Genomic DNA, 15,991 nt, shown 5'->3' with positions numbered 1-15,991 from the left:
CCGCCCTCGCCCTCGCCCCCGTCACCTCACCCGCGCGCGGAGCTCCATGGCTCCGCGTGCGGCCGTTTCGGTCTCGTAGACCTCGCACATGTGCCGCCCGTCCGGCGTCACCGTGTGCTCGACCTCCCACAGGCTGAACTCGCTCCCGTCCAGCAGGACGAAGGAGTGCTCGTACAGGCTGAAGCCCGCGTCCCGTCCGTCCGCCAGGCACTGGCGGGTGCCGAACACCTGCGTGATCTGGTGCGCGTAGGCCGACCGCAGGAGCAGGGCCACCCGCTCGCCCGGCCGGTCCGGGTTCTCCGCGCGGCGCAGCACCCGTCGGGCGTGGTCCGCGGACTCCTCCACCGCGTACTCGCGGTGCCGCTGGGCCGGGGTCGGATGGGCGAACAGCGCGCTCAGCACGGCGAGGTCGTTCTCCGGCTCCTCCTCCACCGTCACCTCCACGAGGTCCCGCGCCACCTGCGAGGGGACCTCGCCGAAGAGCCGGGCCGCCGCGAGGCAGGTCTCCGCCTTGCTCGCGAAGACCTCGTACCGTATCGAGAGGTCGGCGTCCTGACGGTGCGCCAGCTCCCAAAGGATCACGGAGTCGCCGTCGGACAGCAGGTAGGAGTGCCGGTGGATCTCCCGCCAGGGTCCCGCCGACGGGGCGCGGCGGGTGGTGTGGAGCGAGGACCTGTGGGCGAGCGCCGTACGCAGCCGCTCGACCAACTCGTCCGGCAGGTCGAAGGAGTTGAGGGCGCGGCCCAGGAGTCGCTCGAGGTGCGCCTCGGTTGTCTCGTGTGGATCGCTCAAGGTGGGTCTCCAGGCCGTCGCAGCTTGTCACTTCGCGGAAGCTCAACGTAGCCCCTGGGTCTGACATCACGTCCGGGGTTCGGTAAAACGTCCGGGAAGCGCCAGGGGTTCCAGCCACCCCTTCAGGTCAACCTCCATGTCGATGAGCATGGTTGGACCGGATAGCGGGCACAAGGGCGGGAGCATGACCGTATGGCAACAAATACCGTGGGCGTGCCCCGCCAGCAGGGCCGGCCCCACAACCGCAAGGACGCGGAACCGATCGCAGCCCCCCGCGCGCTGGCCTGGCTGCTGCTGCTCACCGGGGCCGCCGGAGTGCTGGCCGCCTGGGTCATCACCCTGGACAAGTTCCTGCTGCTGGAGAACCCGGACTTCAAGCCTGCGTGCAGTCTCAATCCGGTCGTCTCCTGCGGCAGCGTGATGAAGAGCGAGCAGGCGGCGGCCTTCGGTTTCCCGAACCCGATGCTGGGGCTGGTCGCCTACGGGGCGGTCGTGTGCGTCGGCGCCGGCCTGCTGGCCGGGGCCCGCTACCGCGGCTGGTTCTGGCTCGGTCTCACTGCCGGAATGCTCTTCGGCGTCGGATTCTGCTCCTGGCTCATGATCCAGTCGCTCTACGAGATCAACGCGCTCTGCCTGTGGTGCTGCCTGACCTGGCTGGCCACCTTGCTGATGTTCTGGGCGGTCACCGCCCACACCGTCCGTACGGGGATCCTCCCCGCGCCCGTGCCGGTACGGAACTTCTTCGCCGACTTCGGCTGGGCCCCGCCGGTCCTGCACACCGGCGTGATCGGGATGCTGGTCCTGACCCGGTGGTGGGACTTCTGGACCGGCTGAGGCCGCCGGACGACATGCGAGGGCCCCGGCAGCTGGACGCTGCCGGGGCCCTCGTCACTTCACACCGCTTCTTCGAACGGGTCGCTCCACGGGCGCCGAGTATGTGGACCACGGAGTCCCGGACCGTAGATCGGGAGCGGAGGTCAGCTGCCCTGGGAGACGTTGCCCGAGAGGACCGGGATGTTGTCCAGGATGTGCGAGAGCGGCTCGTCGCCCTTGGCCTGGGTGGAGTTCTCGGTGCACTGCTGGTTCTGCGGGTTGGACAGGACGTTGATGTCCTGGACACCGACGTTGACCAGGGCGACCAGTGACTGGGCGTTGACCTTGGCCGGCAGACCGATGCAGGGCTTGTTCAGGGTGCCCTGGACGACGCCGAGCTGCGGGCTCATGTCACCGTGGGTCTTCTGGTTGCCGTACGCCTGCACGGCACCGTTCCCGTTGACGGTGTTGATCCCGTTGTCGTTGCCGATCGCCATGGCGGGGGCGGCAGCAGCAGCGCCCGCGCCGACGGCGACGGCGGTGACCGCAGCAGCAGTCATGATCTTCTTGAGCATCTTGATCCTTTTGTCGCACGAGTGCCCGCTAGTGGAGCGCCCTGATCAACTGCCTCCGCGGAAGGTTGGTTCCGCTGCTTCACTCAAACGGCCTGTCTGCGGGCAGGTTTTCCCCGGGTGGGGTGAGAGGCCCCCGGACGTGTGCGCGAAGCCCGCACGCACCCCGCAGCGGGGTGCGCGGCCCCGCGCTCGTGTTGCGCTCCGTAGAACCCGTTCGCACGGTGGGTAAGGAGGCGGATCGCTCGGGTCCGCTTCCGAGCGACCACCAGAAGGAACACACCCATGCACCGCACCAAGGCCTCCCGTATCCGCGTCCTCGTCCCGTCGGCCCTGGCGGTCGTCATACTCACCGGCGCGGCAGCTCCCGCGGGCGCCGCGGAAGGTGCAGGCGCCGCCGCGAACCGCGTGGCGGCGGCCCAGGAAGAGATCAAGGAGAGGGTGGCAGCGGCGGGTCCCGTCGAAGACGCCCTCGCCGCGGTCTCCAAGATCCTGGCGGACCTGACCAAGAGCCTGGGCGCCCTGCTTCCGGGAATCAAGATCCCCGAGATCAAACTGCCCGCGCTCCCGCCCCTGCCGCAGCTCCCCGCGATCCCCGGGCTCCCGGACCTGCCCATCCCGGCGCTTCCCGAGATCCCCGACCTCCCCGTCCCCGACGTCCCGATCCCCGACGTCCCGACCCCGGACGTCCCGACCCCCGAGATCCCCGGTGCCCCGGCGGTCCCGGTCTCCAACCCCGCGGCCCCGCCCGCGGCCGCGGTGCCCGCTGTGCCGGCGGTGCCTGCGGTACCCGGCACGCCCGCGGGCACGGTCCCGGAGATCCCGTCGTTCGCCGGGTTCCTTCCGTAGGGACCACCCGGATCCGTACACGGACCCGCACGCGGTGACGACTATTGGGCTGAACAGGTCTGATCGCGTGCGGAGCCGTGTCGTCTGGGAAGGTGGACCGTTTCGCTCGATGTGAGCCCCGGAATCGGGGCAGAACATCGAAGAGAAGGTGCACTTCCCATGAACACTGCCAAGAAGGCCGCCCTGGTCCTGGCCACCGCTGGTCTCGCTGCGGCCGGTGCCGCCGGCTCCGCCATGGCCGACTCCAAGGCCGAGGGCGCGGCCGTGGGTTCCCCCGGTGTCCTCTCGGGCAACCTGGGACAGGTCCCGGTCCACATCCCGGTCAACGTCTGCGGCAACTCCGTGAACGTGATCGGCGCGCTGAACCCGGCGTTCGGCAACGTCTGCGTCAACGACTGACGTTCAACGCACCACACGACTGTGGGCGCCACCGGCGAGGCCGGGGGCGCCCACAGTCGTGTCGGCAGGAGAACGGGACGGGCCCCTCAGTGCTTGCTGCCGCCGCCGTTGAGTTGCACTCCGCCGAGCAGCGGGGAGGCCTGGGTGGCCCCGTTGGCGAGGTGCATCACCTCGGCCGGAGCGTCGTTCTTGACCTCGTTGACCTTCTGGACGGTGGTCACGACCTTCTCTACGCTCTCGCCCTGCTCGGCCAGCCCGTTGCCCACGGTCTGGGGCAGCGCCGCCGATACGGGGTTCACCGAGTCGGTGACCGCCGTCAGCCCGCTCGTCAGGCTCATGGGGACGGCAGGCGCCTCGGTGGCGGCGAAGGCGGGGGAGGTGGCGCCGAGGGCGGCGACGGAGCCGACGACGACTGCGGCGACCTTCGAGAGCTTCATTATCAGAATCCTTTTCTAGGGGCGACCAGAAGTGACCAGTGGCGACCGTCGCGCCACTTTCGACCTGGTTAACGATTCCCCGGCGCCGCGGAAACGCGGAGGCGGACACGGCAACGGCCGGAGAATCCGACAAGGGACTCTCCGGCCGATATTTCTTCTGATTACCGGTATTGCCGTCAGGCGGCGTTACGGGACCTGCGGTACAGAATGGCGCCGCCCAGGATGAGGGCCGAGGCCAGGGCCGCGGCGCCGGCGGGCTGTCCGGCGCCGGTCGCCGCCAGTTCCTGCCGCGCGGGGGCCGCCGCGACGGGGACGGCCTCGGGCGCGGGCGCCGGCGCGGGAAGCGGCGCCGGTGCCGGGGCGGGTGCCGGCGCGGGCAGCGGCGCCGGGGGAAGCTCGACGGGCAGGTCACCGGCGGGGGCCGCCGGCGGCTGGTCGGCCGGGGGCACTACCGGCGCCGGGTGCTCCACGACCTGGCTGCCGTGCGGGGGCATCGGCGCGGGAGCCTGCTCCACCGGGGCGGGCGCGGGCGCCGGAGCGGGGAGCGTGTGCGGAGCCTCCTCCACTACGGGCGCGGGGGCCGGTGCCGGAAGCGGCTGCGGGGCCTCCTCGACCGGCGCCGGGACGGGGGCCGGTACGGGCTCCGGAGCCGGTACGGGCTCCGGCGCGGGTGCCTGCTCCACGGGCGCGGGCAGCGGCTTCGGCGCGGGGGGCGCGTGATGCGGCTCCGGGGTCGGCGCCGGGGGGTGGTCGTCGCACTCCTCTTCCTCGCCGGAGTCTCCGTAGCCACCCTGCTGCGCGGGACCGTGGTCCTCGGGGCCGCCCTGCTCCTCGGGGCCGCCCTGCTCCTCGGGTCCGGAGTCCCCGTAACCGCCCTGCTCGTGCCGGTCCTCGTGCTCGTTGCGCTGGTCGCGCCGGGCTTCCTCGCCGACGTAGCGGCGGACCTGCTCCGCCTGCTCCGGGCTGAGGTAGCGCTCGTAGTCGTGTCCGGCGTCGGATCCGGTCGTGGTGGCGCAGTTGTTGCCCATGGCGGGGTTGAGGCCCGCTCCGGCGTCCACGGTGTTTCCGCACACGTTCGGCGAGAAGGTGATCGGTACCGAGACGCTGTTGCCGGCCAGCACGCCCGGTGAATGGGAGGCCTCGGCCATCGCCCCGGGTTGCGCGTAGGCCGCGCCGGTCGCGATGGACAGCAGACTCGACGCAGCGGCCGCCGTGAGCACCCCCTTGCCCAGTACCTGTCGGCTCAGTACCTGTCGCATGGGTCCTTCCCTGTCTACCGGCCGTGCGGCCGGTGCTGAATCGAAGGTGGCCTCGGAGTGCACCGCCGTGCACTCCGAGGCCACCCCGAGGAGGTCTGCCCTTGCGGGCCAGGTGCTTCGTCAGGCGTTGACGCAGGTGTTGCCGAACGCGGGGTTCAGCAGCGCGATCACGTTGACGGTGTTGCCGCAGACGTTGACCGGGACGTGGACCGGGACCTGGAGCAGGTTGCCGGACAGGACGCCGGGGGAGCCGACGGCCTTGCCGTCCGCCGCCGAGTCGGCCATGGCGGGGGAGGCGGCACCGGCGGCCATGAGAATGCCGGCGGCCAGCACCACTGCCTTCTTGTACGTCATTTGTTTTCGTTTCCTTCCCGCAGAGGTCTATCCGCTGCAGAATTAACAACGAGTGGGTCCGGGAAAAGAAACCGGGGATTTTTGCGCGCTTCCGGTCAATTCACTCAGGTGCTCGTGCGTCCTGAATTGTGGCCGGTTTCCGCGGAGTCCTTATTCGGGTCCCGATATGCGGCGGGGCCGCCGCGACCCGAAGGTGCGACGGCCCCACTGGCGCGGTGCTGTGTCAGCTGGCGCGGCGCTGTCAGCTGCCGGCGGAGGCGTTGCCGGACAGGACCGGGATGTTGCTGAGGATGTGCGAGAGAGCCTCGTCGCCCTTGGCCTGGGTGGAGTTCTCGGTGCACTGCTGGTTCTGCGGGCTGGACAGGACGGGGATGTCCTGGACGCCGACGTTGACCAGAGCCAGCACGGACTGGACGTTGGCCTTGGCCGGCAGGGCGATGCAGGGCTTGTTGAACGAGCCCTGGATGAGCGCCATCTGCGGGCTCATGTTGCCGTAGGTGGCCTGGTTGCCGTAGATCTGCGAGGCCCCGTTGCCGTTCACGGTGTTGATGCCGTGGTCGTTGCCGATGGCCATGGCCTGCGGGGCCATGGCGGCACCCAGACCGACGAACGAGGCGGCAACCGCTGCGCCGGCCGCAAACTTCTTGATCATGATGGTCCCTTTTTTGCAGGATTGCCCGGTACTCAAGCACTCGGATCAACGGCGCAACCGCGGTTTGGGTTGCGAGGCTTCACTCGGATGCGGACGTTTCGGGCGGCACGGTTGACGTCAGGCGTTGACGCAGGTGTTGCCGAACGCGGGGTTCAGCAGGGCGATCACGTTCACGGTGTTGCCGCAGACGTTCACCGGGACGTGGACCGGAACCTGGAGCAGGTTGCCGCTCAGGACGCCGGGGGACTCACCGGTGAAGCCGTTCGCCGTCGCGCCGTCGCCGCCGTGCGCGGAGGCGAGGCCCGCGCCGCCCATCAGCAGCGCGGTGCTCGCGACCGCCAGGGTGGTGCCGCGCACCAGCCTCTTCTTCATCTCTGTTTTTCCTTATCTGTTCGAACAATGGTGCAACCCATAACGAGCCGCCCGTCTCCAGGGTGCGCGTTATCGCCCAAAAGGCCGTATGAGCGAGTCCGGCGTGATTTCCCTCCTGACTTCTGACAAAGTTCACTCCTGTTTTGTCCCCTTGATCGAAAATGGAGACAGGGTCATGGGTTCCTCCCGCAGAATCCTCGGCACGCTCGGCCTGCTGTCCTGCCTCACGCTTTCGGTGAACGCGCCCCTTGCCAGTGCGAGTGCCGGTGCCGCCGTCGCCCCGCCGGGCGCGCGGGGTCCGCTGGTCAAGGAGGCGCCCCGGGTGCCGTTCACCCAGCGTTACCAGGCCGTGCAGCACGGCGGCCTGGTCCGTGCCTCGAACTCGTCCATCGGCTGCCGCGAGGAGGAGTCCGAGCAGGCCGAGCCGTGTGCCGCGGTCAACAAGGGCGCGGCCGGGACCAACGGCGACTACGAGATGTTCTACGACGAGGTCGACAAGGACCCGGACACCTACAACTCCACCCGGGCCGAGCTCAAGGTCCCGGCCGGCGCGAAGGTCTCGTACGCCCGGCTGTACTGGGGCGGGAACCTGCGGGTCGGCGAGCAGAAGCCGCCGCAGGACAACGGCCGGGTGCTCGTCGCCGAGCCGGGCGGCGCGTACAAGGAAGTGCTGGCCGACACGGCGATCGGGCACCGCAACGACGCGGCCGGCGATGCCTACCAGGCCTCCGCCGACGTGACCCCGCTGGTCCGCAAGGGCGGCGCCGGGATGTGGACGGTGGCCCAGCTGAACATCGCCATGGGGCACTCGGACATGGGTGCCTGGGGCGGCTGGACGCTGGTGGTGGCCTACGAGCACCCGCAGGAGCCGGTGCGCAGGGTCTCGGTCTGGGACGGCTTCGAAGGGCTGGCCGCGGGGGCCGGCGAGGCGGCGGGCGAGACGGTGGAGCTCACCGGTCTGGACGCGGCGCCCGGCGCGCAGGGGCGGGTCGGGGTCGTCGCGTACGACGGGGACCGCGGAACACTCGGGGATTCACTCACGGTGACCGCCGACAGCGGGCGCAGGGTCAGTCTCAGCGACGGAGAAAATCCTTTTAATGATGTTATGAATTCCACGATCACGGAATTCGGGGATCGCTCGTTCGTGCGACAGCCCGAACATATGAATAACCTCGGATATGACGCGGACGTGTTCGATCTGAGCCCCGCACTGTCCGGTGGCGCCCGCAGCCTGACCTTCGGGTTCACGGGCGAAAAGCAGGGTCATTTCCTCGGTGTGCTCTTCGTTCAGACAGACGCGCGCCGCTGAACGCAGGAGACCACTCCACGTGCCGACACAGCCCCCTTCTCCTTCTCCCTCTCCTTCTCCCTCTCCCCCTGCTCCTCCCTCCCCTCCCAGGCCTCCGGTCGTCCTCCACCTCGTCCAGCCGGTCGAGGGCGGGGTCGCCCGCGTCGTCGTCGACCTCGTACGCGCCCAGTCCGCGGCCGGCCTGCGGACCTACGTCGGCTGCCCGCGCGGCGGACAGCTCGCGGACGCCGCCCGCGAGGCCGGGGCCGAGGTGCTCACCTGGCGTGCCGGGCGGGCTCCGGGACCGGGACTGGCCGCCGAAGTGCTCGGCGCGCGCCGCCTGATCGGCCGGGTCCGGCCCGACATCCTGCACGCCCACAGCGCCAAGGCCGGACTCGCCGGGCGGCTCGCCGTGCGCGGGGCCGTCCCGACCGTCTTCCAGCCGCACGCCTGGTCCTTCGACGCCGTGGCCGGGGCCACCGCCGCGCTCGCGCTGCGCTGGGAGCGCTTCGGGGCCCGTTGGGCCGACCGGGTGCTCTGCGTCAGCGAGGCCGAACGCCACACCGGCGAGTCCGAGGGGATCGCCGCCCGCTGGTCGGTGATCCGCAACGGCGTCGACCTCGGCCACTTCCGCCCCGGCGGCCCGGACCCCGTCCAGGACAAGGCACGCGCACGCGCCGAACTTCCGCTGCCCGCCGCCTTCCAGGGCGACGGGCCGCTCGCCGTCTGCGTCGGCCGGCTCTGCCAGCAGAAGGGGCAGGACGTCCTGCTGCGTGCCTGGCCGGAGCTGCTCGGAGCCGTTCCGGGAGCCCGTCTCGTGCTCGTCGGGGACGGGCCCGACATGGAACGTCTGCGCCGAGGCGCCCCGCCCTCGGTCCACTTCGCGGGGGCCGCCTTCGACATCCGGCCGTGGCTTCGGGCCGCCGATCTCGTTGTACTGCCGTCGCGGTGGGAAGGCATGGCGCTCGCCCCGCTCGAAGCGATGGCCTGTGGCCGCCCGGTTCTGGTCTCCGACGTCAGCGGTGCCAGGGAGAGCCTCCCGCCCGGCCAGGGACGGCTGTGCCTGGTGGAACCGGATGACCCGACGGCGCTGGCCAAGGCCCTGGGCGGGCTGCTCGCCGAGCCGCGGCTGCTCGCCGGACTCGGGGAGCAGGCCGAGCGGCACGCGCGGATGGAATTCGACGTGCGGCGCACCACGGACGCGGTCACCGGTCTGTATCACGAACTGCTGGGCAGGCCCCGGCCCTTGAACCAGGAGCGCATCAGCCGATGACGATGGACAGCGCACCCGCCCGGCACACCGGGCAGGACGGTACGGGGCCCGCCGGCGGCATCACCGGCACCACCGGGACGACCACCACCGGCGGCGCCGGCGCGACCAGTACGGCAACCAGTACGGCAACCAGTACGGCCACCAGCGCCGCCGTCGGCTCCGGCGTCACCGCCGTCCGTCGTTCCGTGACCGCCATCCACCCCCCGCGCGGCCCCAGGGCCGACCGCGCCCGGGCCACCGTACGGCCGAGGCGGGTGCGCCGCCGCGACGGGATCGCCCCGCTGCTGGCCGCCGACGCGTTCGCCGCCGCGGCGACCGTGGCGGCACTGCCCGGAGCGGAGCTGCCCCTCGCCGCGGCCGCTCCCCTCGCCCTGGCCCTGGTCGCGCTGCACGCGCAGGCCGGGCTGTACCGGCCGCGGCTCGCCCCCTCCGCGCTCCTCGAACTGCCCGCGCTCGCCGGGCGGGCCGCCGCGCTGTGGTGCGCGGCCGCCGCCGTGCTGGCCGCCGCCGCCCCGGGCGACGCCCTGGGCTGGAGCACGCTGCTCGGCGCCGTCTGCGTCCAGGTCGTACTGGCCTGCGCGGGGCGCGGAGCCGTCAACCAGCTCCGCCGTCGCACCCGCGCCCGCCGCCCCGCCTCCGCCCTGGTCGTGGGACCCGGCGCCGGGGCGAGCGCGGTCGCGGCCGCCCTGCATGGGCGCCCCGAGTACGGACTGCGCCCCGTGGGGCTCGCGGACACCGGGCCCGACGGGGAGGGGGCGGCGGGAGTGCCCGTACTGGCCACCCACGAGGACATCCGGCGGGCCGTCATCCAGAACTCCGTCCGGCACGCCGTCTTCACCCGCCCGCCCGAGGCCGACGAACGCACCGCCTCCCTGGTCCGGCTCTTCCACGACCACGGCTGCCGGCTCTGGCTCGCCGACCCGGCGGGCACCGCCAAGGTCACCGGGATGCGCGTCGCGCAGCCCGCGGACCAGCTCTGGGGTTACGCCGTGCAGCCGCTGCTGCCCCGCCCGGCGCGGCTGGCCGAGCGGTACGCGAAGCGGGTCATCGACTCCTCGCTCGCCGCGATCGCGCTGCTCGCCGCCGCGCCCGTGATGGGCGCCTGTGCGCTCGCCGTACGCATCTCCGACGGGCCGGGGGTGATCTTCCGGCAGGAGCGGGTCGGCCTCTACGGACGCCCCTTCACCCTGCTGAAGTTCCGCACGCTGCGCGCCGACGCGCACGAGTCCGCCACCCGCTGGACGGTGGCCGGCGACTGCCGGATGAGCCCCATCGGCTCCTTCCTGCGCAAGTCCTCGCTGGACGAGCTGCCGCAGCTGTGGAACGTGGTCCGGGGTGACATGAGCCTGGTCGGTCCGCGCCCCGAACGGCCCTTCTTCGTAGCCAAGTTCAGCAGCGTGCACCCCGGGTACGAGGCCCGGCACCGGATGCCGGTGGGCATCACCGGCCTCGCCCAGATCAACGGGCTGCGCGGGGACACCTCCATCGAGGACCGGGCGCGCTTCGACAACCACTACATCGACACCTGGTCGCTGTGGCAGGACCTGTGGATCCTGGCCCGCACCGCGGCCTCCTTCTTCCGCTTCCGGCTGGGGGGCAGCTAAAGCATGAGCCTTGCCGCACCGACGTCCTGGGCCCGCCCGGACACCGCCGATCTGCTGCGCCGGCACTGGCCGCTGCTGCCGCTCGCCGCGACCGTACTGGCCCTGCTGGTCCCCGTGCCGGCGGGTGACGCCACCGCCTCGGGGAAGGTCGGTCCGGCCGACGCCGCCTCGCTGCTGCTCGTGTTCGTCTGCGGGATCCAGGCCCTGAGGGGCCGGGTCCGGCCGCTGAGCCCGCTGGGCGTGCTCGTCCTCGGCCTGCCGGCCGTCGGGCTCGCCGTCGCGACGGTGACCGCGGGGGACCCGTACGCGGCCCTGCCCGGGTTCGTGCGCTACCTCCAGGTGTTCGTGCTGGTCCCGGCGGCGATCGTGCTGCTGGTGCGCAGCGCCTCGGAGTTCCGGCTGGCCGCAGGGTGCTTCGTGGTGCTGGCACTGGTCCAGGGAGCGGTGGGCGTGGTGCAGTTCGCCACCCACACCGGAGCCTCGTACCAGGGCGAGGACATCCGCGCGGTGGGCACCTTCGGACCCGGAGACGTCATGGGCATGGCCACGGTCGTGGCCTACGGCCTGGTCGTCGCGACGGCCGGCGCGCTCGCGCCGGGGCTCCCGGCGCGGGTCCGGCGGGCCTCGGGCGCGGCGGCGCTGGTCCTGGTGCTCCCGCTGGTGCTGTCCTTCAGCCGGGGCGCCTGGATCGCGACCTTCGCCGCGGCCGGTCTGGTGATGGCCCTGGCCGGGATCCGGCGGGCCCTGAAGGTGCTCCTCGCGCTGGCCGCCGCCGGGGTGGTGCTCGTGGGCGGCTTCGGCGTCGGCTCCGCGATGGTCGCGGAGCGGCTGACCTCGATCACGCAGGTCTCCGACGCTCCCGACCAGTCGGTGACCGACCGCTACACGATGTGGGCCGCGGCCGGGTCGATGTGGCGCGAGCGGCCGGCGGTGGGGGTGGGGCTGAAGGGCTTCCCGGCCAACCGGGACTCGCACTCCGGGCTGGCGCTGTCCTCCGGCAGCGACACCGCGGGCGCGGGCCAGGGGTACATCCGCCAGCCGCTGCTGTCCCCGCACAACATGTACCTGCTGGTGCTGAGCGAGCAGGGGCTCATCGGGCTGATCGCCCTGGCGGGCGGCTGGCTGGCCCTGCTGGTGGCGGGCCTGCGGCGGTGCCTGTCCGGAGCCTCCGCGCTGCGGGACTGCGGACTGGTCGCGACCGGCCTGCTCGTGTGGCAGCTCACCGACTTCCTCTACGCGGACATCGGGGGCCCGTCGACCGTCCTGACCGGAGTGATCATCGGCTTGGCGGCCTGGTGGGCGCTGCCCTCCGGGGGCGGGACGGGCGAGCTCGCCTCCGGCGGTCACGGTCGCGGTCGCGGTCGCCGTGTCCGTGGACGGAGCCGGGTCCGTGGCCGGGCCGCTGCGGCCGCCTCCGGTCGCGGGCCGGGCGCGCCTGCCCGGGCCGCGGTCCCTGAGGGTGCGGCCGGCCGGTGACGGATACGACGCCCTGGCGGCGGCCCGCAGCCGCGGCGACCGAGGTCGCCGCGGCTGCGGGCCGTCCGCCGCACCTGCCCGGCTTGCCCGTCCCGCCCGTCCCGCCCCTGGCCCCCGGGCGACGGGGCGCCGACGGGGCGGCCGCGGGGGACGGAGCCCGCTCGGGGATCGGGGGCGCGCTCGCCAAGGCGGCCGCCGTCACCGCCGGGCTCACCGCCGCCGGGGCGGTGTTCGGGCTGGTCCGCGACCAGACCATCGCGCACCTCTTCGGAGCCGGACACGACAGCGACGCCTTCCTCATCGCCTGGACCGTCCCCGAGATGGCCTCGACGCTGCTCATCGAGGACGCCATGGCCCTGCTGATGGTGCCCGCCTTCAGCCACGCCCTGGCCCGCCGGGCCGCCAGCAGGGCCGGGCTCACCCGCCAGGAAGCCCGCGCGCAGGATCCCGTACGGCTCCTCGTGGGGGCCACGCTGCCGCGGCTGCTGGTGCTCCTGGCCGCCGTGGCATCCGTCCTCATCGTCGCCGCGCCGCTCGTCGTGGGCGTGCTCGCGCCGGGGCTGCCCGACCCCGGGCTCGCCGTCGAATGCACCCGGTGGACCGCCCTGAGCGTGCTGTCCTTCGGGATCGCCGGCTACTTCAGCGCCGCCCTCAGGGCGCACCGCTCCTTCGTGCCGCCCGCCGCCATCTACGTGTCGTACAACGTCGGCATCATCGGGACCATGATCGCCCTGCACGCCCTGTGGGGGGTGCGCGCCGCCGCCGCGGGCGTCGCCGTCGGCGGAGTGCTGATGGCCCTGGTCCAACTGCCCGCCTTCATCCGCAACGTGGGCTTCGGGCCGACCCGCGCCAAAGGCGCCCCGCGCAGCCAGCGCGACCGCGACCGGCCGACGCTGATCGCCTTCGGGGTCATCGCCCCGGTCATCTTCTTCGCCGTGTTCCGCCAGTCCCAGGTGCTGGTCGAGCGGTTCCTCGCCGCCGGGCTGCCGCCCGGCGCCATCTCGCACCTCAACTACGCCCAAAAAGTCGCGCAGATGCCGATGGTGCTCTCCCTGATGATCTGCACCGTCACCTTCCCCGTCGTCGCCCAGGCCATGGCCGGCGGTGAGCGGGACAAGGCCCGTCGGCGGGTCGAGCGGGACCTCGCGCTCGCCTCGCTCGCCGTCCTGATGGGCACCGCGCTCGTCATCGGGTACGCCCCCCAGATCATCCAAGTCCTCTTCGAACGCGGGGCCTTCAGCCACGCCGACACCGAGGCCACCGCCTCCGTCATGCGGGTCTACGGCCTCGGCCTGCTCGGCCACTGTCTCGTCGGGGCGCTCTCACGGCCCTTCTTCTCCACCGTCCGGCCCACCTGGTTCCCCGCCCTCGCCATGGGCGCCGGACTCCTCGTCAACATCGTCGCCGGAGCCTTCGCCGTCGGCTGGTGGGGCACCTACGGGATCGCCGCCGCCAACGCCGCGGGCATCACCACCACCGCCGTGCTGCTCCTCACCGGCCTCGGCTCGCGGATCATCGCCATCCAGGTCCGCCGCGTCGCCGTCAGCATCGGCCGGCTCTCCGTCGCGGCCCTCGCCGCCTGCGCCACCGGCTGGATCGCCGGACCGATGATCCCCGACCCGCTGGTCAGTGCCGCCCTCGGCTGCCTGCTGGTCCCGGCCATGTTCGGAGCCACCGGCATGGCCATGCGGGCCCTGGAGGTCACCGCCCTGCCGGGCCAGCTCGCCCAGCTCACCGCTCACCTCACCTCCCAGCTCACCCAGAGGTTCCGCAATGTCCGCTGACACCGAAACGGCGCCCACCGCCGCGGCGGCCCCCGCCCGCCGCACCGGCTCGCCGTGGGTCCTGATGTACCACTCCGTCGCCGAGTTCACCGATCCCGCCGAGGACCCGTACGGCATCACCGTCACCCCGCACGCGCTGGAGGCCCAGCTGCTGTGGCTGCGCTCCCGGGGACTGCGCGGGGTGTCCGTCGGCGAACTGCTGCGCGCCCGCGCCGCCGGGCGGGACGCCGGGCTGGTCGGGCTGACCTTCGACGACGGCTACAACGACTTCCTGACCCGCGCGCTGCCGCTGCTGCTCCGCCACGGCTGCACCGCCACCCTCTTCGTGCTGCCCGGGCGGCTCGGCGTCGACAACGTCTGGGACCCGCTGGGGCCCCGCAAGCCCCTCCTCACCGCCGAGGGCATCCGCGAAGTCGCCGCCGCCGGACAGGAGATCGGCTCGCACGGGCTGCTCCACCAGGACCTCACCGCGGCCCCCGACGACGTCGTGCAGCAGGAGCTGCGCGGCAGCCGCGAGCTGATCCGGGAGCTGACCGGGACGCTGCCCGCCGGATTCTGCTACCCGTACGGGCACCTCGACGCGCGGGTCGTCGCCGCGACCCGGGCCGCCGGATACGGCTACGCCTGCGCCATCGACCCCGGCCGCCTCGCCGGACGCCACGCGATGCCCCGCACCCACATCAGCCAGGCCGACGGCGGCACGCGCCTGCGGATCAAGCAGGTGCGCCACCAGGTGCGCGAGCTGCGGCGGGCGGTGCACCTGTGAGCCCCGGGAAGGTGCTGCACGTCATCACGGGACTCGGCGTCGGCGGCGCCGAACAGCAACTGCGGCTGCTGCTGCGGCACATGCCGATGCGCTGCGACGTCCTGACGCTGACCAACCCCGGGCCGGTCGCGGAGGGGCTGCGTGCGGACGGCGTCCGGGTGGTCCACCTCGGGATGCGCGGCAACCGCGACCTGGGGGCGGTACCGAAGCTGGCCAAGTTCATCCGGCGGGGCCGCTACGACCTGGTGCACACGCACCTGTACCGGGCGTGCGTGTACGGGCGCCTCGCGGCCCGCCTCGCGGGGGTACGGGTGAGCGTGGCGACCGAACACTCCCTGGGAGCGGGCGAGATCGAGGGCCGGCCGCTGTCGACCGGGGTACGCGCCCTGTACCTGGCGAGCGAGCGGCTGGGAGCCGCGACCGTCGCCGTATCGGACACCGTGGCGGCCCGCCTGGAGGCCTGGGGCGTGCCGGCCGGGCGGGTGCACGTGGTCCCGAACGGGATCGAAGCCGTGCGGTTCCGCTTCGACGAGGGCGTACGGCGGGCCACCCGGGCCCGGACCGGGCTGCCCGAGCGGGCCTTCGTGGTCGGCGGCGTCGGCCGGCTGGTGCCGGGGAAGCGGTTCGACGTCCTGGTACGGGCGGTGGCGGCGCTGCCCTGCGCGCACCTGCTGCTCGCCGGGGACGGGCCGGAGCGGGCGGCGCTGCGCCGGCTCGCCGCCGAGCTGGGGGCGCAGAGCCGGATCCACCTGCTGGGCGAGCGGGATCCGCTGGGCGATTCCGCCGACGGGCGGACCCCGGGGATCCCGGCGCTGCTCTGCGCGATGGACGTGTTCGTGTCCCCTTCGCGGGAGGAGGCGTTCGGACTGGCGGTGATCGAGGCGCTGGCGGCGGGGCTGCCGGTGCTGCACGTCACCTGCCCGGCGATCGACGACCTGCCGGCGGCGCAGGCGCCGGGGGCGCGGCGGATCGGCACCGGCACGGAGGAGCTCGTCGCGGCGCTGCGGGGGCACATGGAGGCGGGCGTCCGGCGGCTGCCGCCGCCCGGGGTGGTGCGGCGCTACGACATCGGCCGGAGCGCGGCGCAGCTGCTTCAGGTGTACGACCTGGCGATGGCCGCTCCGGCGGCCGGGTCCCGGGCGGCGGGGGCGCTGCCCGCTCCCGGCCGGGGCCCTCGGGGCGCCGCCCCGGCGGGTCCGGTGGGCGCGGCGCCGTTGCCGGGGGCCGGCCCCCGGACCCCTGCTCCTCAAACGCCGGAGGGGCTGGATTTGGGCTCGGCCGGTCTGGATCTGGCCCCGGCA

16 protein-coding genes and 1 pseudogene are annotated in these 15,991 nt (G+C 72.9%); 10 read left to right on the top strand and 7 right to left on the bottom strand.

The window, feature by feature from the left end; genetic code table 11:
- Positions 1 to 21 precede the first annotated feature (21 nt).
- Positions 22 to 792 (bottom strand): DUF6227 family protein, encoded by a 771-nt coding sequence (locus AC3IYI_RS16535; RefSeq protein WP_489410888.1) that lies wholly within the window; start codon positions 790 to 792, stop codon positions 22 to 24.
- 192 nt (positions 793 to 984) lie between these two features.
- On the opposite strand from AC3IYI_RS16535, the gene AC3IYI_RS16530 reads away from it, so the two are divergent.
- Positions 985 to 1,626 (top strand): vitamin K epoxide reductase family protein, encoded by a 642-nt coding sequence (locus tag AC3IYI_RS16530; protein WP_489410887.1) that lies wholly within the window; start codon positions 985 to 987, stop codon positions 1,624 to 1,626.
- A gap of 143 nt (positions 1,627 to 1,769) precedes the next feature.
- Here the strand turns inward: AC3IYI_RS16530 and AC3IYI_RS16525 are convergent, their stop codons facing one another.
- The gene (locus AC3IYI_RS16525; RefSeq protein ID WP_489410886.1) at positions 1,770 to 2,180 is read right to left on the bottom strand and encodes a rodlin; all 411 of its coding nucleotides are present in this window, start codon (positions 2,178 to 2,180) and stop codon (positions 1,770 to 1,772) included.
- Positions 2,181 to 2,462: 282 nt separating this feature from the next.
- Between AC3IYI_RS16525 and AC3IYI_RS16520 the strand changes: the two genes are divergently transcribed.
- Both AC3IYI_RS16520 and AC3IYI_RS16515 read left to right on the top strand, forming a co-directional pair.
- Positions 2,463 to 3,026, top strand: a complete 564-nt coding sequence (locus AC3IYI_RS16520) for a hypothetical protein (protein WP_489410885.1) — start codon at positions 2,463 to 2,465, stop codon at positions 3,024 to 3,026.
- A gap of 159 nt (positions 3,027 to 3,185) precedes the next feature.
- Complete coding sequence (locus AC3IYI_RS16515; RefSeq protein ID WP_356512281.1) at positions 3,186 to 3,425, top strand: chaplin; 240 nt, start codon at positions 3,186 to 3,188, stop codon at positions 3,423 to 3,425.
- Between the two features lie 86 nt (positions 3,426 to 3,511).
- Here AC3IYI_RS16515 and AC3IYI_RS16510 read toward each other — a convergent pair whose 3' ends face one another.
- From AC3IYI_RS16510 to AC3IYI_RS16490, 5 genes are all read right to left on the bottom strand, one after another.
- Positions 3,512 to 3,862, bottom strand: a complete 351-nt coding sequence (locus tag AC3IYI_RS16510; protein ID WP_489410884.1) for a hypothetical protein — start codon at positions 3,860 to 3,862, stop codon at positions 3,512 to 3,514.
- 176 nt (positions 3,863 to 4,038) lie between these two features.
- A complete protein-coding gene (locus tag AC3IYI_RS16505; protein WP_489410883.1) occupies positions 4,039 to 5,121 on the bottom strand; it encodes a chaplin in 1,083 nt (360 codons plus the stop codon).
- Positions 5,122 to 5,241: 120 nt separating this feature from the next.
- Positions 5,242 to 5,475 (bottom strand): chaplin, encoded by a 234-nt coding sequence (locus AC3IYI_RS16500; protein ID WP_478685024.1) that lies wholly within the window; start codon positions 5,473 to 5,475, stop codon positions 5,242 to 5,244.
- A 241-nt stretch (positions 5,476 to 5,716) separates the two neighbouring features.
- Positions 5,717 to 6,127, bottom strand: coding sequence for a rodlin (locus tag AC3IYI_RS16495; RefSeq protein ID WP_112451357.1), 411 nt, complete (start codon positions 6,125 to 6,127; stop codon positions 5,717 to 5,719).
- Positions 6,128 to 6,244: 117 nt separating this feature from the next.
- A complete protein-coding gene (locus AC3IYI_RS16490) occupies positions 6,245 to 6,499 on the bottom strand; it encodes a chaplin (protein WP_266907948.1) in 255 nt (84 codons plus the stop codon).
- Positions 6,500 to 6,602: 103 nt separating this feature from the next.
- Between AC3IYI_RS16490 and AC3IYI_RS16485 the strand changes: the two genes are divergently transcribed.
- The 7 genes and pseudogenes from AC3IYI_RS16485 to AC3IYI_RS16455 all read left to right on the top strand — a co-directional run.
- Positions 6,603 to 7,808, top strand: coding sequence for a DUF3344 domain-containing protein (locus AC3IYI_RS16485; RefSeq protein ID WP_489411560.1), 1,206 nt, complete (start codon positions 6,603 to 6,605; stop codon positions 7,806 to 7,808).
- A 19-nt stretch (positions 7,809 to 7,827) separates the two neighbouring features.
- Positions 7,828 to 9,060: a glycosyltransferase gene (locus AC3IYI_RS16480; protein ID WP_489410882.1), complete on the top strand. Its 1,233-nt coding sequence runs from the start codon at positions 7,828 to 7,830 to the stop codon at positions 9,058 to 9,060.
- Positions 9,057 to 10,664: an exopolysaccharide biosynthesis polyprenyl glycosylphosphotransferase gene (locus AC3IYI_RS16475; RefSeq protein WP_489410881.1), complete on the top strand. Its 1,608-nt coding sequence runs from the start codon at positions 9,057 to 9,059 to the stop codon at positions 10,662 to 10,664. The genes AC3IYI_RS16480 and AC3IYI_RS16475 overlap by 4 nt, the downstream gene beginning before the upstream one ends.
- A 3-nt stretch (positions 10,665 to 10,667) precedes the next feature.
- Positions 10,668 to 12,140 (top strand): O-antigen ligase family protein, encoded by a 1,473-nt coding sequence (locus AC3IYI_RS16470; protein WP_489410880.1) that lies wholly within the window; start codon positions 10,668 to 10,670, stop codon positions 12,138 to 12,140.
- The gene (gene murJ / locus AC3IYI_RS16465) at positions 12,137 to 13,924 is read left to right on the top strand and encodes a murein biosynthesis integral membrane protein MurJ (protein ID WP_489410879.1); all 1,788 of its coding nucleotides are present in this window, start codon (positions 12,137 to 12,139) and stop codon (positions 13,922 to 13,924) included. Before AC3IYI_RS16470 ends, murJ begins: the two co-directional genes overlap by 4 nt.
- Positions 13,914 to 14,690 (top strand): polysaccharide deacetylase family protein, encoded by a 777-nt coding sequence (locus tag AC3IYI_RS16460; RefSeq protein ID WP_489410878.1) that lies wholly within the window; start codon positions 13,914 to 13,916, stop codon positions 14,688 to 14,690. The genes murJ and AC3IYI_RS16460 overlap by 11 nt, the downstream gene beginning before the upstream one ends.
- Positions 14,687 to 15,832, top strand: a pseudogene (locus AC3IYI_RS16455) (glycosyltransferase); the annotation flags it as partial. The gene AC3IYI_RS16460 and the pseudogene AC3IYI_RS16455, both read left to right, overlap by 4 nt.
- Between the last annotated feature and the right edge of the window lie 159 nt (positions 15,833 to 15,991).

The sequence above is a fragment of the Streptomyces sp. GL_148 genome, assembly GCF_057834205.1.
Note: the sequence above shows the minus strand (reverse complement) of the source record. Positions and strands in the feature narration are given on the sequence as shown.